The sequence below is a fragment of the Chromohalobacter sarecensis genome (assembly GCF_023061135.1).
GTDB classification, from domain to species: domain Bacteria; phylum Pseudomonadota; class Gammaproteobacteria; order Pseudomonadales; family Halomonadaceae; genus Chromohalobacter; species Chromohalobacter sarecensis.
The window spans coordinates 163,110-186,449 of the sequence record NZ_JAKGAN010000002.1 but is presented as its reverse complement, the minus strand read 5'-3'; the positions used below and the strand labels follow the sequence as shown (position 1 = coordinate 186,449).

Below are 23,340 nucleotides of genomic sequence, written 5' to 3'. Positions count from 1 at the left end.
GACCTGGAGTTGGGACTGGCGTTAGCGCCACGTACTATGGATCAAGGTGTATCTCACAACAGGATAGACCCATGGCAGAACGCGCAATACCGACGACTCCAACGCCAGTGTGGTCGATCGTTACGTGCTTTTCCTTGAGTCGCCCAACTGTTCAGCATTTTCGTCGTGCGGCGCATGGCGGATAAATGCTGAACAATTAAATCCCTAGAGCGAGCTATTCTCGTCACCTTCATCGGGCTTGGCCGAGCCCTGATGTTCCAGCGGCGTGGCCCGATCGAGACGCGGATGGTTATTACGGAACTCCTGGTGCGGATCGTCGAGGGCATCCAACGCCTGGATGGTATAGGTCAGCGCATGGATCGCCGCGAGCACGTCCTGAGTATTGCCGGTCTCGGAGATGGTATGCATGTTGCGAATCGGAAAGCCGATCGAGGTGGCGGCGCAATCCACCGCCGCCAGCACCCCGGCCATACCGTCGGTGCCGGTGTCGGTGCCGACCATGTCGCGCTGCATGGGAATGTCGTGCTCCCTGGCAGTGCTCTCGATGATCCGATTGAGCTGCTCGCTGGCGATCGCGCCCACCGCCATGGTGAAGCCCTTGCCCATTTCCAACGGCTGCATGCGTCGGTCGCCGATGCCGGGCGCCGCCACATAGTCGTGATTGACGTCGACACCGATCAGCACGTCCGGCTCGAGTTCCCCGGCCAGTACCCGGCTACCTAAGCGGCCGATCTCCTCGTAGCTGGCGATGGCGAACAGCACACGCACCTGCCGGGTGCCGCCCGCCTCGGCGATCAGCCGTGCGACCTCGCTGGTGACGAAGCAACCCAGGCCGTTGTCCAGGTAGGCACCGTAGAAGGTGTCGGGGCTGAAGCCAGGACGGATGGGGCGATCCATGATGATCGAGTCGCCGGGACGCACGCCGAGATTCAAGACCTGCTGCTTCTTGTTCTCGCCGTGGATCTGCAGATCCAGATAGAGCTGCTCCTTCTTGATGCCCCGTTCGCCCGAGCGCACCGCCGGGTCGGCGAAATGGATGGCGCCCAGCGCCTCCACCGTGCCGCCCTGGATCACCCGGTAGTTGCCGGGATTCTCAGGGTCTTCGCTGAACAGCTTGACCTCGTGGCCGACCAGCACCGTGGGCAGGAAGGAGTCGCTATTGATCCAGATCTTGCCGTCGTCGCCGATGGAGCGCACCTGCATGCGAATCTTGTCGGCATGCCCGATCAGCATCACCTTGAACATGTCGTCGCGACCGGGATGAGTATCCAGCACCACGCCGGCATGGCCCTGATACTGGTGCAGGTGCCAGTCGCTGGGCGCGAACGACTCGAACTGTGGCTTGAGCACGCCATAGGTCATTGCGCCCTCCAGGCCAACCGGGCTGGGTGCGTCGAGAATCTCGCGCATCAGCTTGAACTGCTGATCCTGCATGGGCTGGTTCCAGGGTTGGTTCTTCTCGCTCATTGCGCTTACTCTTTGTGAATTCAGTGTCTATAGAAGACTAGTCTGGCAGATTTCAGGCCACTAACTGAAGCCAAACATCACGATGCTCTGCGCATCCGGCGCGTCACTCCGTTCGTGAGAGCAACGCGGCGCGCAGCTCGTCGGAAAGCGGTGGTTCGGCCAGCCAGATACCGAAGTAGACCCGCGCCAACTCGCCGTCGTCCGACTCGAAGCGCGTATCACCGTTCAGACTCAGGCTCAGTCGTGGCACGTCCGGGTCCCAATCGAGCCGATAGCGGTCCCCGTCAGTGACATCGGTCATTGCATTCTGGATAGCCTCGATCTTGGGACGAAGCGCCTCGCGTTCTTCCTCCTCGTACTGATCGTCCAGAGCGGCCCTGGTCGCCTTGCGAATGTCTTCAACATCTACATCGCGCCGATACTCGAGGAGCAGACTCATCGGCACCTCGGCATTGATGATCGCATCCTGACTAGCCTCAGCCGGTGCGTAGAGCGCCGCGTCATACACATCCCAGAGCATATAACTGGCAGTGCCCGCCCCCTGCAAGGCGAGGTCACTATCGCCCAACGATGCTTCCGACGAAAACGACGCCGCGAGCGCCGAACCACCACTGCAGCCGATCATCGCCACCAACGCCAATCCCTGAGCGAGACCGATTAAAACAGCGCGTATCGTCATGACGACTCCCCGTCCGGATTAGACTTGGTAAAGAACAGCGTCACCTCTCCGACCTGGATACCGAATTTCGTCACGGTCGCCCGGTTGATCACCACGTTCTCGCTCTGACGGATCATCCAATCATCGAAGCTGACATCGATGGTCGAGCCATCGTAGGGCAGCCGTAACTCGTAACGCCAGTTCAACGCCTGCCCCACTTCCCTGCCTTCGGCCGTGCCGATGATATCGTCGGCGCGGCCTATATAACGGCCCTCGCCGGTGGGCGTGATTCGCCAGGTGCGCTGGTCGGTCTCGCCGTCATCGTAGACAAAGTCTTCATCCAGGACGAATTCCTCACCCTCCCAGTAACCATCGATCTCGACGCGGAACTGACGCTTGATTTCCCCGCCCCGGCTCTGAAATACCCCATGCCCCCAGGTTTTCCCTTCGAAATAGTCCGTCAGCGCGAATGCCGGCTGGGTCCCCCTAAACTGCTCGAGTGTCATGCTGCTGCACCCCGCCAATAGCAAGGTAAAGGCAACGACCGTCGCCACCATGAAGCGTCGAATCATGAGATGGTTCCTCGCGGTTTTAGCTCGATGTCGATCAATTGATGCAAGATCAGTCAGCATCGGCAAGATGGTCATACACATCGATCAGAGGCTGAAACACCTCGAAGGTCGACTCAGCGACATCGTGGTCGATATTGACAGAGTATTCTCCAGGTCTCTGCGGTGTCAGTAAGAGCCGGTAGAAAAAGCACCTGATCATCGCGGCGGGAGTCACGGGCTCGTCAACCGGGCCTGTCTCCGGTTAGATTCATCGCTAGTGACATTCGCCTCTGGTGGCATACATTCGCCCTCGACAACTCGGAGCTTACTCATGTCTCGCCCTATCGAAATCCCCGCCGCCGACGGCACCCTCGACGCGCATATCTTCACGCCCGAGAGCGCCGACGGCCCGCTGCCGGCCGTGGTGCTATTCACCGATATCGGCGGCCTGCGCCCCTGCTATCACGAGAAGGCCCAGCGAATCGCCGATAACGGCTATGCCGTGTTGATGCCCAACGTGTACTACCGCGATGCAAGCGGGCCCGTCGTGCCGGAGGGCAAGTCCTTCCGCGACCCGGACGTGCGGCCGACGCTGCTCGAATACGCCGGCCGCCTCACGCCCGAGGCACAATCCCGCGACTTCGCCGCCCTACTGGACTGCATCGACAACGAGGCCGAGTTCGCGAACGGCAAGATAGGCGTGATCGGCTATTGCATGACCGGCGCCTTCGCGCTGCGCATGGCGGCTGAACACGCCGACCGCGTCGCGGCTGCGGCAGGTTTCCACTCAGCCCGGCTCGCGGAGAAAGACGACCCGGACAGCCCCATTCATGGGGTCGGCAGCATCCAAGGACGCGTCTATTTCGGTCACGCCGACAAGGATGAGCTACTACCCCCCGAGCAGATCGCCCGCATGGACGAAGCGTTAGCCGCCGCCGGCGTGCACTTCACCACCGAACTCTACAAAGGCGCCGCCCACGGCTTCACCGCCAAGGACGCCCCCTCCTATGATGCAGCCGCCGATGACCTGCATCACAAGCGACTAGCCCAGCTGTTGGAAGAGACGCTGTAAGGAGTCACGGCGAGAGGTGCGACGAAGGATTCAGGGCGTAAGTCGAGCAGAATCTTTATAAGATAGGCAGGATAAGATGGAAAAATCTGATGTAGATTCCATCTAAACCCTGCCTATCGTAACCACGATGTAAAGTGAAAGCCTGAGCGTCTACTTTTTAGATTACTTCGTTGCCGTCACTTTTCGGTTTCCATAATTGATAGGCACCCACTCATAGCCCTCTCCGACCTTGCGAATATGACCGATGCCAGGGAAAGGCATATGCGGCACGGCCACCAGGTCCCGATGCTTGGCAAAGTCGGCAAAGGCTGCTGTGCGGACTTTCCTCGCCTTCTTCTGATCGACGTCATAGGCGATCGTCACGGACGGATCGGGGAGTTGGACAGCCGCCACATGAACAATGTCGCCGGTGAAAGTAAGGGTCTGACCCTCGCTTTCCAATTTGAAGAATGCACTTCCCGGCGTATGCCCCGGATGAAGGGAGGCGGTCAGGCCCGGCAGTACTTCGGTAGTTTTATCGAAGGTGTCGATCTTCCCGGCTTTGACATAGGGTTCGAGGATCGTTTCAGCCTGGTCAAAGTAATGCTGGTCATAGTCGGTCTGTTCTGCATTTTGAGGATCCAGGAAAAAGTCGACATCCGGTTTACCAACATGGACCGTCGCGTTGGGAAAAACGCGCTGGCCATCCCGAGTCAGCCCGCCCATATGGTCGGAATGGACATGGGTCAGTAAGACATCCGTGATCTGTTCGGGTTTTACGCCGGCCGCCTGCAAGCTCTCGATCAGCTGACCACCGAGTTTTGAACCGAAGAGTTGACCTACGCCGGTATCAACGAGGACAAGCTTGTCCCCTAGCTCTAGCAAAAATGCATTGATGGAGACCTCGACGGGATTGGTCAGGTACGCCTGCGCCAAGCGTTCGTCGATCTCCTTGTTGGTGATACCGTGCAGAATCTTGTGAAGGTTCTGCGGTACGGTGCCGTCGGAGAGAGCCGTTACCCGGACGCTTCCAATAGTGAAGGCATAAGTATCGGCGCCTTCATCCTGTTGGGCGGTCCCCGGGGAGTGATTCAGAGTGGCGGTAGTGGCTGCAGAGACGGGTCCTGCGGCTGAAAGACCCAGCAGTAGGGTGGAAAGTATGAGTGAACGTATCATCATGGGTCTGTCTTCCTGGTTCAGGTAGGTGTCAGAGACAGATCATAGGGGCCGGCGGGTCTGGCGAGAAAACGATGCCGGTTATACCTTGCATAACCCTCACGAATACTCATGCCCACGCTCGAATTGAGCGAGGCTCCACAAAAGACGTGCTTTCATGCCCGACCGTTTGAATGATATCGATATTGGTCTGTTGATGGCCTTCGAAGCCCTGATCCAGGAGCGCAACGTCAGCCGCGCCGCAGACCGTCTAGGAATCAGTCAGCCGGCCCTTTCAGGGCGATTGACCCGTCTGCGAGCATTGTTCGGCGATCAGCTTTTCGTACCGGTGGCGGGTCGGGGTGTCACGCCGACGCCTCGTGCCGAAGCACTTGGCGAGACGTTGCCCCCGCTCTTGGGACATCTGCGCGAGTTCATCGGGCATTCTCCCCATTTCGATCCGTCAGAGAGCGACCGGACGTTCGTGCTGGCAGCTTACGATAACCCTGCCGTCATGATTGGCCCCGACCTTGTTACGGCCTTGAAGCGGGCGGCGCCCCATGCCCGGATTACCTTCGTGTTGCCGGATCCCGAAACGATCACCCCGGCGCTTGATCGCGGGGACGTGGATATGGTCATCGGACTGCCCCGTACGGCAGACGAGGGCCTGATTGGCCGGACGCTGTTTTCCGATCAGTTCGTCACGGCACAGCGCCGGGGTCATCCGCGGGGAAGTCAGCCGGTCACGCTGGACGAGTTTTGCGCCGCTGAGCATGTAGTGGTGTCGAGCGAGGGCGGGGGCTACGCGGGGCCGGTGGATCGTGCATTGGAGGCGCTGGGTCGGAAACGGCAGGTTAGTCTATCGGTCCAGAGCTATGCCCTGGCGCCGATTATCATGGCGGACAGCGATCACCTGTGTACGTTGCCCAGCCGCTTTCTCCGGCGCTTTGAGTCCATGTTGGACCTGTTCACGCCACCGATGGAGATGGATTCATTTGAGCTTTATGCGCTTTGGCATCCACGCATGCGGGACGATCCAGCTCATCGGTGGTTTCGCGACCTGGTCGTTGAAGTCAGCGAGGGCATGAGCGATCGTTCCGCGACAAGATGCTAACCATACACTTAGGGGCATTTCTTGCCGGGTGGCAACGCCATCGATGCCCTGGAAACATGCCTTGTACACGTATGTGGCAAGCAGCTGTGAAAGGGCCCCAATGGCGGGGCCAGGCACGAACAGTATGCGTATTATCCTCGATGCTCGTTTAGCCACCGCTGTATATGCCCTGCGGCTTCCACTGGCGCTTCCAGCGGCAGCAAGTGGCCGATGCCCGCCAGTTCATGTGCTTCCGGGGTCGGTAGAAAGGGCACAAGCCGGTCGGCGAGCACGGCTGGAGGATCGACACGGTCGCACTCACCGATCAAAAGCAGCGTCGGCACATCGATCCGTCGTGTCGTCTCGCTGATATCTTCGAGCATGGCGACGGCGGGCCAGGCGGCTTTGGCCGCCGGATCGCCGGCCAAACTGTCGGCAATGGCGCGTTCGCGCACCATCCCTACGAGCGACGTCTCTGTGAGTACATGATCGAGCGTCTCCTCGACACTCGCGCGGCTGTCATAGGCCGATTGCATGGCAAGACGCTGAGGCTCCGGAACATCCATTGGCAGGGCCGGGGAAGACGCCACCAGTACCAGCTCCTTCAGCCAGGCCGGCCGCTGGCCCGCGAGATACTGGGCAATCTTGCCACCCATGGAATGACCGACTAGTACGACATCACGGAGCTGACGTGCTTCGATCATCCCGCCAACCGCCTCGGCCAGATCCGCAATCCGATATTCACTGCGCGACGGGCCGGACTGACCCCAGCCTGGCAGATCCGGCATGAGGCAAAGGTTCCGCTCCCCAAGTGCCGCCGCTACTTCCATCCATGTGCGGCCAGAACCGCCCCAGTAGTGAAGAAACACGAGCGTGCGCTGCCCAACACCATACTCGGCGACGTGAAGAACGGCGTTGTCTGTTTCGATCGTCATGGCTTGTACTCCGAATAGGTACGAGGAGCCAGCATCATGAATGCGATAGCCAGATGATAGAATGAGATAAATACGAGTTGGCGTCGATCATTAAACGATGGAATGAAAGGCATGGATCGTTTTCGACAAATCGAGATATTCATTGCGGCGGTCGAGCACGGCAGTATTGCTGCAGCCGGAAGAGCGCTGGGACTGTCGCCTGCCATGGCCGGCAAATACCTGAGCGCGCTCGAATCGGCACTGGGGACACGACTCTTGCAGCGCAGCACCCGCGCGTTGTCGTTAACCGAGGCCGGCCAGCAATACCTGGTGGCGTCAGAGCGCATCATGGATGAGCTGGCCGAGGCGGACGCCGAAGCACGCGAGGGCCGCAGCCAGCTTGCCGGGGAGATCCGACTCGGCGTACCCCGCGCCTTCGGCACCCAAAAGCTGACGCCGGTGCTGGCTGCGTTCTGCAAGGCCCATCCGCAGATTACGTTGAACCTGCACACGGATGAGCGTTACGCCGATCTGATCGATGGCCGGCTGGACCTTGCCGTGCGCATCGGAACACTCTCCGATTCGGCTTTGTATACCCGGCCACTCGGCAGTGTTCGCATGGGCCTTGGCTGCGCGCCCGGCTTGCTCGGCGCTCATGAACGTCAAAATGTCTCGCTAATCCGCCAGCTACCGCGACTAATGTTCACGGCCGCCCGCTCGCCCGGCGACTGGATGGTGAGCGATAGTGACAATCGCGCGTACGCCATCGACGGCCCAACCGCTATGCGTTCGGACGACATCACCCTGCTGGTTCGCGCGGCGACCGAAGGCCTGGGTATCGTGTACGCGCCCATGTTCGCGCTCGAGGAGCCGCTGGACGACGGCCGCCTGGTACGGGTATTGGCCGATCACCAAACGACACGACTCGACCTGCAGATCGTTTACACCGACCGCCACCATCAGCCTGCGCGAGTTCGCGCCCTGATCGACCATCTGGCCACCTGCTTTCAAGAGGCACGGACTTGATGCAGCAATACGCGTGGCTTCCCTCAGTAAGGAGGAGTAATTTGCGAGAGCGGGCACTCAAGTGTGTCGATTTACATGTGCACAAGAACTTTCCCTATGACTTGGTGTGATTCCAGTGCCTCATGGGCGCAGACAATATTTTCCAGAGGAGAATTCAATCCGATTTTTGGAGAATATTTTCCCGTCAACAGACAGGAGTTGATGTCCTTTATTGCGTTCTGTTTTGCCTCGTCAGGCACGTTGTAGATGTAGACGAAGCGGAAGACGCATCCATGGATCATGGATTGCAATAACGGAATGGATAGTTCGTCCATCGCGCTGTCGGTGGCATAGGCGCTAATAATTCCGCCTTGAGATAAGCAGGCCAAGTTGGTGGCAAGGTTGGACTTCAAAGCGACATCCACAATATGGTCGACGCCGAGTCCATCGGTTGCTTCTAGAACAAGATTCGCAACATCTTCCGATGCTCTGTCGAGAACCATGTCCGCACCATTTGCCTTTGCTATAGCGGCCTGGTCAGTATTCGTCACCGTTGTTGAAACCCACGCGCCAGCCCATTTAGCCAACAGAATTGCTGCTGTTCCGACCACTCCGGCACCGCCATGTATCAATACCCGCCGACCTTTGAGAGTGCCATCGGAAAACAGGCAGCGGTGAGCGGTTAACGCCGGAATGCCAAGCGAAGCACCCACTTCGAACGATACCGTGTCAGGCAAATGAACTGCCTGGCTCGACGGTAATACGACGTATTCTGCCGCCGTTCCCATGGCTCGGCCAAACTGCGCTTCATAAACCCAAACCCGCTCACCACGTCTGTCGGGTGATACATTGGCGCCGACAGCATCAACAACGCCTGCGCCATCCTGGTGAGGAATGATTCGCGGGTAGGGCATTTCCGCTGAGAATCCGGTTCTCGCCTTGATATCAGTCGGGTTCAATCCGGAAACATGAATGCGTACCCGGACCTCATCCGGACCGGGTTCCGGAGTCGGCAAATCGTCGACAACCAACACCTCCCGGGCACTGCCCTGGGCCTCATAGTAGGCTGCTTTCATCGGTATTCTCTCCACGCCCTATATCAGAAATGTATGCGACAAGGCTGTTAGCCGCTGCGGGAATGGATTCTGGAGTCTTTCATGTACTTTGAAAAGTAGGTACATTGTTTATACATAGGTATAAATTTTATACTAATGGGCGCTTTTCGAACGATGAAAAATCAAGATATGCACGAATACCGATGCACTGTGGAAGCAACCGTTGCCGTCGCCGGCGGTAAATGGAAGCCGCTTATTGTTTACTATTTATTGAGTGGGACGAAACGGTTTGGGGAGCTTCGTAACCTTATCGGTGGTGTGACTCAACGGTCTTTGACGTTGCAACTTCGAGAGCTTGAAGCGCATGGCATCATCTCCCGCGAAGTGTTTGCGGAAGTTCCTCCTCGCGTAGAGTACTCACTCACGGAGCTTGGGTTGACTCTTTCCCCGGTGCTTGATGCCATGAAAGAGTGGGGAGACAACTACTTATCGTGGCAACAGATCGGCGAATAGTAAGTGCGCAGATTGATGTCTCGGACAGAAGGCATCTTCGGAAAATGTAAAGCCAAGTTTGAGCGTATGACGCCGGATATCTGAGGAGTCATTTCGAGCTTTGCCGGCAATGGGCGTCCCAGTAAAAAATCTCAATATTATTCAATATCAGTTACCTCTCGCGCCGGATACGGCGCGAGAGGTACTCGGGGCAATTTTTCAATCAGCCAGGACTTCGATCGCGAGTTCCAGGAAAGCGCGCAGTCTGGCGAGCCGACGCAGGTCCGCGTGATAGCCGATCCACAGATCGCGACCCGGTGGCTCTTCGGAAAGCGAGATCCGGCGCAGTTCGGGTGAGCTGTCGCCGACGGACAGTGGAAGCAAGACGAGTCCCTCACCTTCGGCAGCCAGCAGTGCTTGTGCCGTACGGTTGTTTGAGCGGAATGCCACGCGCGCATTGGGGAAACGGGATTTTAGCCAGTCGGGATTCGGATAGGTTGGCGTCGCGAGGTCCTCGAAAATCGTCACGCCTTCACCGTCACCTTCCTCGGGAGAAGGGAAGCTAAGAGCCGAGTAGACCCCGAATCTAACCGTCATTAGCCGACGCTGCACGATATCCGGCTGATCGAAAGGGACGACACGGAAAGCCACATCGGCTTCCCGATGGGCCAGATCGGCGAGTCGGGTGCCCGTCAGAAGATCGACCGTCACCGCCGGGTTTTCCCGCGTATAGCGTGCAAGGAGCGCCGGCAGCGCCCAGGCGCCGAACCAGTCGGATGACGCAATCCGCAAATGTCCGCTGATCTCTCCTGGTGACCCCGAAAGGCGTCGCGAGACGGCTAGCGCGCTCTCTTCCATCTGCTCGGCGAGCACGAGGACCGACTCACCCTCCTCGGTCAACACCAAACCCTCCGGGCTTCGTTGAAAGAGCTTCTGGCCCACGGCCTGTTCCAATGCCTGGAGTCGACGACCGACAGTCGGATGACTCACGCCAAGCGAACGCGCCGCCTCACCCTGCGTGTGAGAGCGGGCAATGCTCAAGAAGACACGCAGATCGTCCCAATTCATCGAGCTGAACAATTTTGTACATCCACCGTAAATCCCTGTCTATGTAAAACATATTCGTTCGCTGTCAGCATGTCGATCAAATATCGGGTGAGGGTGAGAAAGCGAGCGTACCCTCGCATGGCTGGCCGGCGCCCCGCCTGATGCTCCGATCCGCCCCAACCCCAACCGCGCAGTCGCGACGACTCTGTTCGCCATCCGTTAAACGGCCATGGCCCAACGGGAAAGATGATGAATCCGATGTCCAGGACACAGAAGGCTCGTCGAGGATCGCGCTCGGCAAAAGAGGCTTGCCACGACGATCAACTACCGCAAGGCGAGTGCGACCGGCCGATATCAAGCCCCGCGCAAACGCCAAGACGCGGTCTGGTTTTCATGATGGCAATGGCGACCGGCCTTGCAGTGGCCAGCCAGTACTATAACCAGCCACTACTCGGGCTGATCGCCCGGGATTTAGATGTCGACTCCGGCGTAAGCCTGGTGGCCACCGCGACACAGATCGGCTATGCCATCGGCTTGATACTTCTCGTCCCCCTGGGCGATCGATTGAATCGACGGTGGTTGATTCTGATCCAGAGTATTGGGCTGACACTCGCGATGCTCGCCATGGCCATCACCCAAAGCCTCGCCGGCCTGGCTCTCGTCTCCATTGCGGTCGGCGTGTTTGCGACCATTGCGCAACAGATCATTCCGTTTGCCGCCGAACTGGCATCACCATCGTCGAGAGAACGGGTGTTGTCGATCATCACCAGCGGGCTACTGGTCGGCGTCTTGCTATCGCGCACGATCAGCGGCGTGGTCGGCGAAACTTTCGGCTGGCGCGCCATGTTCGTGCTTGGCGCCATCATGACGGCCGGGATGACGGTAGTACTCGCCGCCCGGCTCCCCTCCAGCGTACCCGAGACGCGAGAGAGCTACGGACAGTTGCTGCTGTCACTGTTGCACTCGTTAAGAACCAGCCCGACGTTGCGTCGCGCGACCGTCATACAAAGCCTGCTTTTCTTTGGGTTCAGCGCGTTCTGGACCATATTGGCCCTGTTCCTACAGACCCCGAAATTCCATCTCGGCGCCAGTGTCGCCGGCGCCTACGGCATTCTCGCGCTGGTCGGCGTACCGCTCGCTCCGTACGGCATCAGGATTTTTGGCCGACACCATCTCGGCAACGCGGTGAGAGCCGGCGCTTTGCTCATCACCACCAGCTTTTTCGTGATGGCGTTCGTCGCGAACCTGGCAGGCCTTGCCGTCGGTGTCGTCCTGATGATTACCGGTCTTCAGATCGCGCTCATCGCTAATCAAACCCTCGTGTTCAACGCCGCCGGATCGGCCCGAGGTCGTTTCAATACCGTGTTCATGGCGGGCCAGTTCACTCTCGGCGCCGTGGGCTCGGCGGCCGCCAGTTGGGCATGGAGCGTCGGCGGCTGGCCGGCGGTCATGGCGCTCGCCGCCATCTGCGCAGTCATGGCGCTGATTTATCAATGGATCGCGCCCATCGATCCGCGCGACTGAAGCCTTTCCTGCAAGATCCGCACTATAGTAAACCCACGAAGGAGAGTCAGATGACGACTGCAATTCACATTGGACGTTTCAAGATGACATGGCTACTGGGCGGCGTTTTCCCGTTCACCGCCGACTTCATGCCGGCGGTCGCCTCGGCACAGGGCCAGCACAATTTCGCCGCCGCCGGGTTGCCGATAGAAGGTCCATCCTTCGAGCCATTCCACGCCTTTGCCATCGAATGGGACAATCATTTGTGGCTGCTGGACGCCGGCCCCGGACTTGAAGAAGGCCCGGATCGCGGGGAAGTCCTGAATGAGCTCCGCACTCTGGGCCACGAGCCTGAAGACGTGGACGCGATCGTCATCACCCACTTGCACAAGGACCATACGGGCGGACTACTGACAGCCGAGGGCAAGGCGCTCTATCCAAACGCCACGCTTTATGTCGGCGAAACAGAGATGGCGTTCTGGACCAACCCCGACCAGGTGCCTGCCGGCAACCAACGTGATCATGAAGTTGCACTTCTGATGCAGGCGCATTACCAAGGCCGAATCGAGGTGCTGGCCGACGACGCGGTTATCCGGCCAGGCATCCGTTTCGTGCCTTTGCCCGGCCACTCGCCTGGGCACAACGGCGTGATGCTCGAAGATGGCGATGCACGTCTGCTCATGTGGAGCGACCTCATGCATTCGGCGGCTCAGCAATTCAACAATCCCGAATGGAGTGTCGTCGTCGACCTGGATCCCGAGCGTGCGATCGAAACTCGGCTGGCATTACTCGAGCGGCTAGCCGAAGAAGACACCCTGGTGGCTGGGTCTCATACACAGGGCGTCGGAAAAGTTCGGCGTCACGCGTCTGCCTACAAGCTCGTGCCCGCAGAAGGAGGCGTGTTCGAGCACTCAGAATGACGGTTCGTAAGCTCGACCGCAGTTGATTGGCCAAGGGTGAAATATCCAAGCTCAGGTCGAGCGCGTTCGGTGAAAAACGCACAGGGTCGACCGTCATTTCTAAAGACGCGGTGCGCCAGGCATGGCGCACCGCAAAAAAGCCGGGCTATTCTGCCCGGCCGAAGTTGAACCGCTTTCACGCGACAGTACGTTCAGCGATCCCCGAGGCTGGCGGCGACGCCGGCAGCACGCTCGCCCAGCAGCACATGAACCAACCCGCCTTCGATACGCTGCACGCCTTGCGCGCCCAGTGTCTTGAGTGCGGCTTCGTCGAGACTCGCGGCATCGGCGAGGCGTAGTCGCAGGCGGGTCATGGCCACGGCGGTGGCTTCCTGGACGTTGCCACGTCCGCCCAGCGCGGCCAGCCAGTGGTCGAGCTGTTCGGCACTCAATCGCACTACGCTGGCCGCATCCGGGCCGTTGCCCTCGCTGGTCACTGGCACTTCACTGGGCGCGGTGCCTTCGGCCTTCATGGCCGAGCGAATCTCGTCGGCGACACCGTCGGCTATCGGACCCAGGATTACTTGCAAGCCGCCGCCGCGCAGGTGCAACACGCCCCGGGCGCCGAGTTGCTTGAGCGCCGGTTCGTCAATCGCCTTGTCGTCGACGAGCACCAGCCGCAGACGCGTGGTGCAGGCGCCCACGCTGGTCATATTGGCCGCCCCACCCAAGGCATGCACGAAGGCCGGACCGCGCTCCCCAAGATCGACTGGGGCACTGGTGGCGCCCGCGGTTTCCGGCTCACGCCCCGGCGTGGGGAGATCGAAGCGCACAATCGCCCAGCGGAACACCGTGTAATACAGCGCGAAATAGCACAGCCCCACCGGAATCATCAGCCAGCCATTGGTCGAGAGCCCGTAGGAAAGCGCGTAGTCGAAGGCCCCGGCCGAGAAGGTGAAGCCGAGCTTAACGTCGAGCAGGTTCATGATCACCATCGAGAGCCCGGTGAGCGCCGCATGCAGCACGTACAGAAACGGCGCCAGGAACATGAAGGTGAACTCGATCGGCTCGGTCACGCCGGTCAGAAACGCGGTCAACGCCAGCGACAACAATAAGCCGCCGACCTGGGCACGCCGTCCCTTGGGCGCAGCGTGATACATCGCCAGCGCCGCCGCCGGGAGGCCGAACATCATCACCGGGAAGAAGCCCGCCATGAAGCTGCCCGCGCTGGGGTCACCGGCGAAGAAGCGATTGAGGTCGCCGGTCGCGCCGTCGAAACTGCCGAACACGAACCATACGAAGCTGTTGAGTACGTGGTGCAGCCCGGTGACGATCAGCAAGCGATTGAGCACGCCATAGACGAAGAGCCCCAGGTCACCGGCATCGATCAGCCACTGGCCGAGGGTATCGATGCCGGTCTGCACCGTCGGCCAGATCACCCCGAATATCATCCCCAGGACGACCGCGGCAAGACCGGTGACGATGGGGATGAAGCGCCGCCCGCCGAAGAATGCCAAGTAGTCGGGGAGCTTGATGTCCTTGAAGCGGTTATAGAGCAGGCCTGCCACGGTACCGATGATGATGCCCGACAGCACGCCCATGTTGATGTTTTCGTTGAGCGTATGCAGGACCGCATCGAGCACCAGATAACCGACGACACCCGCCAGCCCGGCGGCACCGTTACTGTCGTTGGCGAAGCCTACTGCCAGACCGATGGCGAAGATCAACGCCAGGTTGGCGAAGATCGCGTCCCCGGCATTGGCGATGAAGGCGATGTCGAGCAGGTCCGGCTGTCCAAGTCGCAGCAGCAGGCCGGCGACCGGCAGCACCGCGATGGGTAGCATGAGCGAGCGACCCAGCTTCTGCAGGCCGCCCATGATATCGAGTTGCATGATCGTTTCTCCCACTCTTGTTGTTGTCCAGAATGTTGTTGCCCATAACATCAGGCGCGTCAGGCAACGACCGGTACTTCCAGCCAGGTTTTGACCCGCTCGCGCACGGCGGTGGCGTCGTCCAGTTCCAACCATGTCGGCAGCTTTTCGGCGAGTGCGGCGGCGTCTAGCTCACGCAGCGCGGCCTTGACCGCCGGCACACGGCTTGGCTCCACCGAGAGTTCGTCGACACCCAGTGCCACCAGCACGGCCAAGGCCAGCGGATCACCGGCGGCGGCACCGCATACCCCCACTGGGCAACGTCCGGCGGCACCTTCGACGGTTGCCTTGATCAGCCGCAATACCGCTGGATGCAGCACGTCGAGTTGTGCCGCGAGTCCGGGGTCTTCACGGTCCATGGCCAGGGTGTACTGGGTCAGGTCGTTGGTGCCGATCGATAGGAAATCGGCCTCGGCGGCGAGGCTAGCGGCGCACAGTGCGGCCGACGGCACTTCGATCATCACGCCGAGCTGCGGCAATCGGCTCACGCCCAGTTCCCCGGCCAGCGTTTCGAGCCGTTGGCGCAACGCCCGCAGCTCGCCGACACCACTGACCATCGGCAGCATGATGCGCAACGCATCGAGCGGTTCGAGCGTGAGCAAGGCGCGTAATTGGCTATTCAGCAGTTCGGTATGACTTGCCCACAAGCGGATGCCGCGCACCCCCAGCGCCGGATTGGCCACGCTGGGCAGCGGCAGGTAGTCGAGTTGCTTGTCAGCGCCGATATCCAGCGTACGTACGATCACTGGCTTACCACCCAGCGCATCGAGTGCGGCCTGATATTCACCGCGTTGCTCATCGACACTCGGCGCGCTGTCACGCTCGAGAAACAGGAATTCGCTGCGCAGCAGGCCGATACCGTCGGCGCCCTCCTGGGCGGCGATAAGTGCCTCGGCACCGCCGGCGACGTTGGCGCAGACCTCGATAGTGCGTCCGTCACGGGTCGTCGTCGGCTGGCTTGCCGACGCGCGGGCGGCGCCTCGAGCCTGCTCACGTTCCGCGATGCGCGTGCGCATGGCTTCCAGGCTGGCGCTATCCGGCTGCGGTTCGAGCAGGCCGCGCTCGGCATCGAGAATCGCCAGCTCCCCTTCGACCGATTCCAGCGCCGCGCCCATCGCCACCAGGCACGGCACGCCCCGAGCCCGGGCGAGAATCGCCACGTGCGACGTGGTCCCCCCCGCCATCAGGCAGATGCCCGCCGGGTGTTGGGCGGCCAAGGCCGTGAGTTCCGAGGGCGTCAGATCGTCGGCGATGACGATGGCGTCGGCTGGCACCTCTGGGGCGCTCGGCGCCGACCCCAAGCACGCCATTACTTGACGCTGTAAATCGCGCAGATCGGCCACCCGCGCCGCCAGCAGTTTATTGCCGGTGGCCTGCAGGCGCGCCGCTTCGTCATCGAGGGCGTCCTTCCAGGCCTGCCCGGCGCTGCGTCCGCTGTCGATGTAACCCTCGGCGGCCTCGCGCAATGCTGGGTCGTCGAGCCAGGCCAAGTGCGCCTCGAGGATCTCGGCCTCGCTGCTTCGTGCGCTGCGCTTGGCTTGCGCCAGCGCCGTCTTGAGTGAATGACCGACGCTCTCCAACGCTTCGCCAAGCGCCACACGTTCCCGGGCTGGGTCGTCGCCGGCTTGCGGCACCGTAGGCAACGCCGCCACATAATGATGCAGCGGCCCGACCGCCAGCCCTTGGCTGGCGACGAGACCGGCCAACTGCCCTGCCCCAGCCTCGGCGGTAGGCAGCTCGGTGGCGCTGGAAGCCGGATCATTGGCCTCGGCTTCGCTCAGCAGCCGTTCGGCAGCATCCAGCGCCGCCGTGGCACGTTCGCCGCGTGCGATCAGCGTCACACGATCGCCTTCCACCAGCCCCATGTTCATCAACCGGCTCAGGCTGCGTGCCTCGAAGTGCGTCTCGCCGTGGACGAGTTCGAGCTCGACATTCTGCTCATGGGCGATGGCGCGCAGCCGGGCCGCGGGTCGCGCGTGCAGTCCGGCCGCCAGACCCAGGGTCACCTCGCGGGTGGCCTGAGGGCCCGATGCCGCGGGTGTATCCACGCCGGTCGTTTCTAGCGGCGCCTCGAGACGCATGATCGCCTCGCCCCGGCGCACGCTGTCACCGCTGCGCTGTGCGTCGCGAGACGTCAGACGCCAACCGGCCGGTTCGGCGATAATCAATGGCGTGATCAGGCTCATCGCCTGCTGGGCAACCTGGTCGGCGTCAAAGCGCAGCAACGGCGCGCCGGCCTCGACCCACTGACCGGCCTCGACCAGCAGTTCGAGCCCCGCGCCCTCGAGATTGACGGTATCCAACCCCAGATGAACGAGCAGTTCGACGCCGCCCGCACTGCGCAGCGTCACCGCGTGGGCGGTACGTGCGCAGTGTACGATCTCGCCGTCGCAAGGCGCATGCAGCGTGCCACCGAGCGGGTCGATGGCCAGGCCCTCGCCGAGGGTGCCCTCGGCGAAGACCGGGTCGGGCACCGCGTCGAGGGCGACGAGGACGCCGTCCACCGGTGCCAGAATATCTAAGGATGAAGCCATGTTGCCTCCGGCGTTGTTGTTGTGGAGAAAGCTGTTGTCGGGAAAAGGAATCGCAAAGCGCTCAGCGCGTACGGGTTACCTTCTTGAGGTGGCGCGGCTGGTCGGGGTCGCTACCCCGTGCCACCGCCAGTTGGGCGCTCATGACGTAGAAGCTCTGGATCACCGACAGCGGCTGCAACGCCGCATGACCGGCATCGACGAGCGTCAGCTCACGCTGGGCGACGCCTTCATCGGCGGCCAGCAGCACCCGCGCGCCGACGCTTTCGAGCCATTCGGCAAGTTCGAGCAGGCCGGCCTGTTCGGGCCCCGGTGGCGCGAACACCAGCACCGGATAGCTGGGACCGATCAACGCCATCGGACCGTGCTTGATCTCGGCACCGCTGAACGGCTCTGCCTGGAGGGCGCAGGTTTCCTTGAACTTGAGCGCCGCTTCCTGGGCGACGGCCAACCCCGCGCCGCGCCCCACCACCATCAACTTGTCGGCATCGCGTAGTGCCTCGATGGCCGGTGACCAATCCTGCTCGGCCGCCACGCGCAGCCGTGCGGGTAACGCCTCGAGCGCGGCGAGCAATTCACGGTCCCGATTCCAGTAGCCAAGCAGCTGCGCGCAGGCCGATAGCGTGGCCAGGTAGCTCTTGGTCGCGGCGACGCTGCGCTCTTCACCGGCCTGCAGCGCAATTTCACGGTCGCTCACTTCGCCCAACGGCGACTGCGGTGTATTGACCAACGCCAGCGTCTGCGCCCCACCGGCGGCCAGCGCCTTCTGGGTCTCGATCAGGTCGGGGCTCTGCCCGGACTGTGAGATCGCCAGCGCCAGTTGGCCATCGAGCTTCCATGGCGCCCGCGCCAGGGTGGTCAGCGACGGCGGCAGCGAGGCCACCGGAATTCCTCGGCTCTGCATGCATAAATAGGCGAAGTAACTGGCGGCATGATCGGAGCTCCCCCGCGCCACGGTGACCACGCCATGCGGGTCGCATTGGCGCAGCCACTCGCCGAGTTCGGCCAGCGGTTCGGTATTGCGGCTCAATTGATCGGCAATGCGCTCGGGGGCATCGCGCGCTTCGCTGAGCATCATCGAACTCATGCATCGTCTCCTGGGCGGGTCGCTTGGGCGTTTTCGGAGTGATCGCCAGCCACGTACTGGCCCTCGACATAGACACAGTCGACGGCCAGATCGCGGTCGAGCACCACGACGTCGGCGTAACAACCATCGGCCAACCGGCCGCGGTCAGGCAGGCCGAGAAAATCGGCGGGATGGCGCGATACGCGTTCGCTGGCCTCTGCCAGCGACAGACCGATAGCGACTAGGTTGCGCAGTGCCTGATCCATGGTCAGGGTGCTGCCGGCGAGCGTGCCATCGGCCAGGCGTACCCCGCCCAGGCACTTGGTCACCGCCTGCTCACCGAGGCGATATTCCCCATCGGGCATGCCGGCGGCAGCGGTCGAGTCGGTCACCGCATAGAGGCGCGGAATGCTCCTGAGCGCGACGCGAATCGCGCCGGGATGGACGTGCAGCAAGTCGGGAATCAGCTCGGCGAAGTCGGCATGCGCCAAGGCGGCGCCGGCCATGCCCGGGTGGCGGTGATGCAGGCCGGTCATAGCGTTGTAGAGGTGGGTAAAACCGCAGGCGCCGTGCTCCATCGCCGCCACGCCCTGTTCGTAGGTGCCCAGGGTATGGCCGAGCTGGACACGCACGCCGCGCTCGCTCAAATGCCGAATCAGTGCGTAATGTCCGGAGAGTTCCGGCGCCAGGGTCACCAGCCGGATCGGCGCCAGCTCGCACAGCGCGTCGATTTCGGCGATCTCGCCGGGTCGGGCGTGGGGCGGCTGGGCGCCGAGTTTGCCGGGGTTGATGTAGGGGCCTTCGAGGTGCACGCCGAGAATCCGTGCACCCTCGCCGGGTGTCTGTTCCATCAAGGCACCGATTTCGCCAAGTACTTGGCGCACCTCGGCGTCGGTGGCGGTCATCGTCGTCGCCAGCAGGCTGGTGGTGCCGAAACGCGCATGGGTACGCGCCAGCGTCGTCACTGCCTCGCCGCCCTCCATGGTGTCGGCGCCTCCGCCACCATGCACATGCAGGTCGATGAAGCCGGGCAGTATATAGGGCGCGTCGTTGTCGGCCGGATCTGCCGGCTTGCCATCGATGCGCGCGATACGCCCATCGCGCCAGTGGATCTCGCCGAGGCGCCAGCCTTCGGGGGTGAGGATATTGCCGTAATGCATTGGCTTACCTTTTCCTTCTTATCGAGCCCGGTGAAGCTCGACCATGAAGTCGTAGTAGTCGGTGCGGCAGTATGTGATGGTCAGCTCCGCCGGGCTGCCGTCGGCGAGGTAGCCGAGTCGGGTGACCTTGAGCAGCGCCTGACCCTCGGGCACTTCGGCCAACGCGGCGAGTTCGGCGTCGGCGTTGACGGCGCTCAGGTGTTGCAAGGCGCGCTCCACCGTTTTGCCGTGCGCTTCCAGCGTCGCGTAGAGCGACTGCCCGACGCCTTCAGGCTCGGGCAGTATCGATTCGGGCAGGCAGCTTTCCTCGACTGCCATTACCACGTCGTCGGCCAGGCGCAGGCGCTTGAGCCGTGCAACGCGGGTGCCGCCGCGCAGCCCGAGCCGCAACGCCTCTTCGGTACTCGGCATGCCCAACTGGCGCGACAGCCAGCGCGAGCGGGGCGTAAAGCCACGCTGCGTCAGCAACTCGGAAAAACTCGTCAGACGCGTCAAAGGCTGATTGAAGCGGGGCGCGATGAACGTGCCAGAGCCGTGGGTGCGCCGAATCAGGCCCTGCTCGGCGAGCCGCTCCAGCGCCTTGCGTGCGGTAATGCGCGAAACCTCCAGCGTCTCGGCCAAGGCACGCTCGGAAGGTAAGGCCTCACCGGCCTGCCAGGCCCCCGCCTCGATGGCATCGCCGAGCTGCCGCGCCAACTGATGATAAAGCGGCGTCGCCAAATCGGGATCCAGTGTCATCTCAACAAAGCGTGGGTCCATGAAGGCGCTTTCTCCTTTTAGTTTCTTGATAACCAATATAGAGCCTCTTTAATACCAGTCAAATACCAATTGGTCTTGTGGTGGTATCTATGCCGAAGGAGAACGTGAACAGGGAGGTAGAAGAGATAAGAAGGAAGAGAGAAGAGAAATGGAAGGCAAGGCTGGTCGACGAAAGCACTTTTCGGGCTTGATTACTGGCGCCGAGAACCGCATTCAATAAGAATCGACAACAGTCTGTGTCAAAGCAACTGCACGGCAAAGACAACTCTCAGGAGAACCCCATGAAGACACTGGTAATCGGTGCCAACGGCCAGATCGGCCGCCAGTTCTGCGAACTCGCGCATGAAGCCGGCGTGCCGGTTCGCGCGATGATCCGTGATACGTCACAGCAGGCGTGGTTCCAGGCGCGAGGCATCGAAACGGTGCTTGCCGATCTGGAAAGCAATTTCCGCCATGCCTTCTATGGCTGCGATCAGGTGGTTTTCGCGGCGGGGTCGGGTCCGCATACCGGTCCCGACAAGACGCTGATGATCGATCTCAACGGTGCGCTGAGCGCGGTCGATCTGGCGGCATCGCTGGGTATCGGGCGTTTCATCATGCTCAGCGCCATGCGTGCCGATAAGGTGCTTGAGGCACCGACCAAACTACGCCCCTACATAGCCGCCAAACATGCCGCCGATGCGCATCTACGCGCCTCCCGCGTGCCTTACGTGATCCTCAAGCCGGGCCGACTGACCGACGAGGCCGCGACGCAACGCGTCACCACCGACGTCGCCAATGCCGACGACAACCGCATTTCACGCGCCAATGTCGCGCACGCCTTGCTTGAGGTAGTGCGCAACCGTGAGCTGCGCCAGCACGAGTTTTCCCTGCTCGATGGCGATACCGCGATTGGCGAGGCGCTGCGCTGATCCAGCGCTCGGCAAGGGATCGCGTTTATCCCCCGCTTCTCCCCGCCAGGCGTTGGTTGGCGGGGGATACGCGAACCCGTATAGTATTGACCTACTCCCCCCAACCGAATGTGTCTCGATGCTGCAGAACAACTCCGCGCTTGCCCAGCTCAAGCAACAGATTCGTGAAACCACCCCGCGTGTTCAAGGGGTGATCAAGGCCACCGACCGCGGCTTCGGCTTTCTCGAAGTCGAAGACGGCACCTCCTATTTCGTTCCGCCCCCCGCCATGAAGCAGGTACTGCATGGCGACCGCGTCGATGCGCTGATCAAGCAGGAGGGGGACAAGACCTCCGCCGAGCCCGATACGCTCCTCGAAGCGGGGCTCGACCGCTTCGTGGCACGGCTGGTCAAACGCGATGGACGCCTTAGCGTGGTTCCCGACCATCCGTTGATCAACAACCAGTTGCGCGCACGCCTCAAGAACACCCTCGACGAAAGCACGCTCGGCGACGGTGACTGGGTCGTGGCACGCTTGGTGCGCCACCCGCTCAAGCCCGACGACCGCGGTTTCTTCGCCCAGGTCGATGAGCTCGTGGTCAAGGCCGACAACCCCGCCGTACCGTGGCGCGTGACCCTGGCGCGCCACGCGCTGGAACAGGCCTCGCCGCAATTCGGTGAAGAGTGGCCGCTGCACGATGAAGGTCTCGAGCGCGAGGACTGGACCGCGACGCCCTTTTTCACCATCGACGGTGAAAAGACTCGCGACATGGACGATGCCCTGCACATCGAGACACGCGAAGATGGCTGGCGCCTCAGCGTGGCGATCGCCGATCCCACGGCGTACGTCCGCGAAGGTGATCCGGTCGATCTGGAAGCGCAGACACGCGCCTTTACCGTGTATCTGCCGGGCCAGAACGTCACCATGCTGCCGGAAACTCTGGCCAACGAGCTGTGCTCACTGAAGGAAGGCGAGGAACGCCCGACCCTGGTCTGCACACTGGATATCCAGCGCGATGGCACCCTCGGCGACTATCGCTTCTTCGCTGCTAATGTCCGTTCGCATGCACGTCTGGTGTACGACCAGATCTCCGACTGGCTGGAAGGCCAAGGTGATTGGGCCCCTGCCGACGACACCATGGCCACGCAGCTCAAGGCCTTGGCCGCGATGACCGAGGCCCGCAACGCATGGCGCGAAGAACACACATTAGTGTTCAAGGACCGCCCCGATTATGCCTTCGACGTCGATGACTCGGGCAACGTGCTGGCGGTGCGTATCGAGGAACGTCGCACCGCTCAGCGCATGATCGAAGAGTCGATGATCGCGGCCAACGCCTGCTGCGCCGACCTGCTGGCCTCGCACGTAGGCCATGGTATTTTCAACGTGCACCAGGCGTTCGAGCCCGAGAAGGCCGATCAGGCGATCGAGTTCCTGGCCACCCAGGACATCAGCGTGGAACGCGAACAGTTGCTCGAACTCTCGCGCTATCGCGAGCTGCGCCGCGCCCTGGAAGCACGCGAGGACGCCTGGCTCGACGCACGCCTGCGGCGTTTCCAGGGCTATACCAACATGTCCGCCCAGCCAGGCCCGCACTTCGGACTGGGACTGCCGGCATACGCCACCTGGACATCGCCCATCCGCAAGTACGGCGACATGGTCAATCACCGCTTGATCAAGCGCGTGCTCAAGGGCGAGGACGCACCCGCCGAAGCCAGCCAGGCATTGACCGAGCAGCTTACCGAGCGGCGGCGCCTGAATCGCATGGCAGAGCGTGACGTCAAGGACTGGCTCTACGTGCGCTATCTCGGCCCGGCCGCCGAAAAAGGTGAAGTCTTCGACGCCGAGATCATCGCCATCAACCGTGGCGGCATGCGGGTTCGGCTCTCCGCCAATGGCGCCACCGCCTTCGTCCCGGCACCGTTCATGCACAGTGAGCGTGACAAGGTCGTCATCGACGACAAGGAAGGCCGTATCCAGATCGAGGGCCAACCGCGCTACAAGCTCGGTGACAGCGTTCAGGTCGCACTGGCCGAGGCCGTCGAGACGACGCGCTCGTTGGTCGCACGTCCCGCCGTCTGAAGCCGACCATGCCTTGCGTCACAAGTAGTGGAC

20 protein-coding genes are annotated in these 23,340 nt (G+C 61.6%); 8 read left to right on the top strand and 12 right to left on the bottom strand.

Annotated elements, in window-relative coordinates; translation table 11 throughout:
- Positions 1-204: 204 nt before the first annotated feature.
- From L1071_RS03750 to L1071_RS03740, 3 genes are all read right to left on the bottom strand, one after another.
- The gene (locus tag L1071_RS03750) at positions 205-1,467 is read right to left on the bottom strand and encodes a M20/M25/M40 family metallo-hydrolase (protein WP_246968891.1); all 1,263 of its coding nucleotides are present in this window, start codon (positions 1,465-1,467) and stop codon (positions 205-207) included.
- A 103-nt stretch (positions 1,468-1,570) separates the two neighbouring features.
- Positions 1,571-2,146, bottom strand: a complete 576-nt coding sequence (locus tag L1071_RS03745; RefSeq protein WP_246968889.1) for a chalcone isomerase family protein — start codon at positions 2,144-2,146, stop codon at positions 1,571-1,573.
- Positions 2,143-2,697 carry a DUF3833 domain-containing protein gene (locus L1071_RS03740; protein WP_246968887.1) on the bottom strand — a complete coding sequence of 185 codons (555 nt, stop codon included), beginning with the start codon at positions 2,695-2,697 and terminating at the stop codon, positions 2,143-2,145. Before L1071_RS03740 ends, L1071_RS03745 begins: the two co-directional genes overlap by 4 nt.
- 310 nt (positions 2,698-3,007) lie before the next feature.
- Between L1071_RS03740 and L1071_RS03735 the strand changes: the two genes are divergently transcribed.
- Positions 3,008-3,748 carry a dienelactone hydrolase family protein gene (locus L1071_RS03735; protein WP_246968885.1) on the top strand — a complete coding sequence of 247 codons (741 nt, stop codon included), beginning with the start codon at positions 3,008-3,010 and terminating at the stop codon, positions 3,746-3,748.
- Between the two features lie 162 nt (positions 3,749-3,910).
- Here the strand turns inward: L1071_RS03735 and L1071_RS03730 are convergent, their stop codons facing one another.
- Positions 3,911-4,906 (bottom strand): MBL fold metallo-hydrolase, encoded by a 996-nt coding sequence (locus L1071_RS03730; protein WP_246968882.1) that lies wholly within the window; start codon positions 4,904-4,906, stop codon positions 3,911-3,913.
- Positions 4,907-5,060: 154 nt separating this feature from the next.
- On the opposite strand from L1071_RS03730, the gene L1071_RS03725 reads away from it, so the two are divergent.
- Entirely contained in the window at positions 5,061-5,996 is a 936-nt protein-coding gene (locus tag L1071_RS03725) for a LysR family transcriptional regulator (RefSeq protein ID WP_246968879.1), read from the top strand.
- A gap of 131 nt (positions 5,997-6,127) precedes the next feature.
- On the opposite strand, the gene L1071_RS03720 is transcribed toward L1071_RS03725, so the two are convergent.
- Complete coding sequence (locus L1071_RS03720; protein ID WP_246968876.1) at positions 6,128-6,910, bottom strand: alpha/beta fold hydrolase; 783 nt, start codon at positions 6,908-6,910, stop codon at positions 6,128-6,130.
- 111 nt (positions 6,911-7,021) lie between these two features.
- Here L1071_RS03720 and L1071_RS03715 point away from each other — a divergent pair, with 111 nt between their 5' ends.
- Complete coding sequence (locus L1071_RS03715; protein WP_246968873.1) at positions 7,022-7,915, top strand: LysR family transcriptional regulator; 894 nt, start codon at positions 7,022-7,024, stop codon at positions 7,913-7,915.
- Positions 7,916-7,986: 71 nt separating this feature from the next.
- On the opposite strand, the gene L1071_RS03710 is transcribed toward L1071_RS03715, so the two are convergent.
- Positions 7,987-8,970, bottom strand: a complete 984-nt coding sequence (locus tag L1071_RS03710) for an NADPH:quinone reductase (RefSeq protein ID WP_246968870.1) — start codon at positions 8,968-8,970, stop codon at positions 7,987-7,989.
- 153 nt (positions 8,971-9,123) lie between these two features.
- Between L1071_RS03710 and L1071_RS03705 the strand changes: the two genes are divergently transcribed.
- Positions 9,124-9,462 carry a winged helix-turn-helix transcriptional regulator gene (locus L1071_RS03705; RefSeq protein ID WP_246968867.1) on the top strand — a complete coding sequence of 113 codons (339 nt, stop codon included), beginning with the start codon at positions 9,124-9,126 and terminating at the stop codon, positions 9,460-9,462.
- A 198-nt stretch (positions 9,463-9,660) separates the two neighbouring features.
- On the opposite strand, the gene L1071_RS03700 is transcribed toward L1071_RS03705, so the two are convergent.
- Entirely contained in the window at positions 9,661-10,509 is an 849-nt protein-coding gene (locus L1071_RS03700; protein ID WP_246968864.1) for a LysR family transcriptional regulator, read from the bottom strand.
- Positions 10,510-10,737: 228 nt separating this feature from the next.
- Here L1071_RS03700 and L1071_RS03695 point away from each other — a divergent pair, with 228 nt between their 5' ends.
- On the top strand, positions 10,738-12,012 hold the full coding sequence (locus L1071_RS03695; RefSeq protein ID WP_246968862.1) for an MFS transporter: 1,275 nt from the start codon (positions 10,738-10,740) through the stop codon (positions 12,010-12,012).
- A 50-nt stretch (positions 12,013-12,062) separates the two neighbouring features.
- Positions 12,063-12,911, top strand: a complete 849-nt coding sequence (locus L1071_RS03690; RefSeq protein ID WP_246968860.1) for an MBL fold metallo-hydrolase — start codon at positions 12,063-12,065, stop codon at positions 12,909-12,911.
- Between the two features lie 191 nt (positions 12,912-13,102).
- Here the strand turns inward: L1071_RS03690 and nagE are convergent, their stop codons facing one another.
- The 5 genes from nagE to L1071_RS03665 form a co-directional block, all read right to left on the bottom strand.
- Positions 13,103-14,782 carry an N-acetylglucosamine-specific PTS transporter subunit IIBC gene (gene nagE / locus L1071_RS03685; protein WP_246968858.1) on the bottom strand — a complete coding sequence of 560 codons (1,680 nt, stop codon included), beginning with the start codon at positions 14,780-14,782 and terminating at the stop codon, positions 13,103-13,105.
- 59 nt (positions 14,783-14,841) lie between these two features.
- A complete protein-coding gene (gene ptsP / locus L1071_RS03680; RefSeq protein ID WP_246968856.1) occupies positions 14,842-17,355 on the bottom strand; it encodes a phosphoenolpyruvate--protein phosphotransferase in 2,514 nt (837 codons plus the stop codon).
- Positions 17,356-17,416: 61 nt separating this feature from the next.
- Positions 17,417-18,439, bottom strand: coding sequence for an SIS domain-containing protein (locus tag L1071_RS03675; protein WP_246968854.1), 1,023 nt, complete (start codon positions 18,437-18,439; stop codon positions 17,417-17,419).
- On the bottom strand, positions 18,436-19,578 hold the full coding sequence (gene nagA / locus L1071_RS03670) for an N-acetylglucosamine-6-phosphate deacetylase (protein WP_246968852.1): 1,143 nt from the start codon (positions 19,576-19,578) through the stop codon (positions 18,436-18,438). The genes L1071_RS03675 and nagA overlap by 4 nt, the downstream gene beginning before the upstream one ends.
- An 18-nt stretch (positions 19,579-19,596) precedes the next feature.
- The gene (locus L1071_RS03665; protein WP_246968849.1) at positions 19,597-20,337 is read right to left on the bottom strand and encodes a GntR family transcriptional regulator; all 741 of its coding nucleotides are present in this window, start codon (positions 20,335-20,337) and stop codon (positions 19,597-19,599) included.
- 281 nt (positions 20,338-20,618) lie between these two features.
- Between L1071_RS03665 and L1071_RS03660 the strand changes: the two genes are divergently transcribed.
- Entirely contained in the window at positions 20,619-21,248 is a 630-nt protein-coding gene (locus L1071_RS03660) for an SDR family oxidoreductase (protein ID WP_246968847.1), read from the top strand.
- A 118-nt stretch (positions 21,249-21,366) separates the two neighbouring features.
- The gene (locus L1071_RS03655) at positions 21,367-23,307 is read left to right on the top strand and encodes an exoribonuclease II (RefSeq protein WP_246968845.1); all 1,941 of its coding nucleotides are present in this window, start codon (positions 21,367-21,369) and stop codon (positions 23,305-23,307) included.
- Positions 23,308-23,340 lie beyond the last annotated feature (33 nt).

Coding starts and splice junctions, on each gene's coding strand:
- L1071_RS03740 (WP_246968887.1), bottom strand. CDS start 2,697: ATGATTCGACGCTTCATGGTGGCGACGGTCGTTGCCTTTACCTTGCTA.
- L1071_RS03705 (WP_246968867.1), top strand. CDS start 9,124: ATGAAAAATCAAGATATGCACGAATACCGATGCACTGTGGAAGCAACC.
- L1071_RS03690 (WP_246968860.1), top strand. CDS start 12,063: ATGACGACTGCAATTCACATTGGACGTTTCAAGATGACATGGCTACTG.
- nagE (WP_246968858.1), bottom strand. CDS start 14,782: ATGCAACTCGATATCATGGGCGGCCTGCAGAAGCTGGGTCGCTCGCTC.
- L1071_RS03720 (WP_246968876.1), bottom strand. CDS start 6,910: ATGACGATCGAAACAGACAACGCCGTTCTTCACGTCGCCGAGTATGGT.
- ptsP (WP_246968856.1), bottom strand. CDS start 17,355: ATGGCTTCATCCTTAGATATTCTGGCACCGGTGGACGGCGTCCTCGTC.
- L1071_RS03655 (WP_246968845.1), top strand. CDS start 21,367: ATGCTGCAGAACAACTCCGCGCTTGCCCAGCTCAAGCAACAGATTCGT.
- L1071_RS03725 (WP_246968879.1), top strand. CDS start 5,061: ATGCCCGACCGTTTGAATGATATCGATATTGGTCTGTTGATGGCCTTC.
- L1071_RS03660 (WP_246968847.1), top strand. CDS start 20,619: ATGAAGACACTGGTAATCGGTGCCAACGGCCAGATCGGCCGCCAGTTC.
- L1071_RS03745 (WP_246968889.1), bottom strand. CDS start 2,146: ATGACGATACGCGCTGTTTTAATCGGTCTCGCTCAGGGATTGGCGTTG.
- L1071_RS03750 (WP_246968891.1), bottom strand. CDS start 1,467: ATGAGCGAGAAGAACCAACCCTGGAACCAGCCCATGCAGGATCAGCAG.
- L1071_RS03700 (WP_246968864.1), bottom strand. CDS start 10,509: ATGAATTGGGACGATCTGCGTGTCTTCTTGAGCATTGCCCGCTCTCAC.
- nagA (WP_246968852.1), bottom strand. CDS start 19,578: ATGCATTACGGCAATATCCTCACCCCCGAAGGCTGGCGCCTCGGCGAG.
- L1071_RS03710 (WP_246968870.1), bottom strand. CDS start 8,970: ATGAAAGCAGCCTACTATGAGGCCCAGGGCAGTGCCCGGGAGGTGTTG.
- L1071_RS03735 (WP_246968885.1), top strand. CDS start 3,008: ATGTCTCGCCCTATCGAAATCCCCGCCGCCGACGGCACCCTCGACGCG.
- L1071_RS03730 (WP_246968882.1), bottom strand. CDS start 4,906: ATGATGATACGTTCACTCATACTTTCCACCCTACTGCTGGGTCTTTCA.
- L1071_RS03695 (WP_246968862.1), top strand. CDS start 10,738: ATGAATCCGATGTCCAGGACACAGAAGGCTCGTCGAGGATCGCGCTCG.
- L1071_RS03675 (WP_246968854.1), bottom strand. CDS start 18,439: ATGAGTTCGATGATGCTCAGCGAAGCGCGCGATGCCCCCGAGCGCATT.
- L1071_RS03715 (WP_246968873.1), top strand. CDS start 7,022: ATGGATCGTTTTCGACAAATCGAGATATTCATTGCGGCGGTCGAGCAC.
- L1071_RS03665 (WP_246968849.1), bottom strand. CDS start 20,337: ATGGACCCACGCTTTGTTGAGATGACACTGGATCCCGATTTGGCGACG.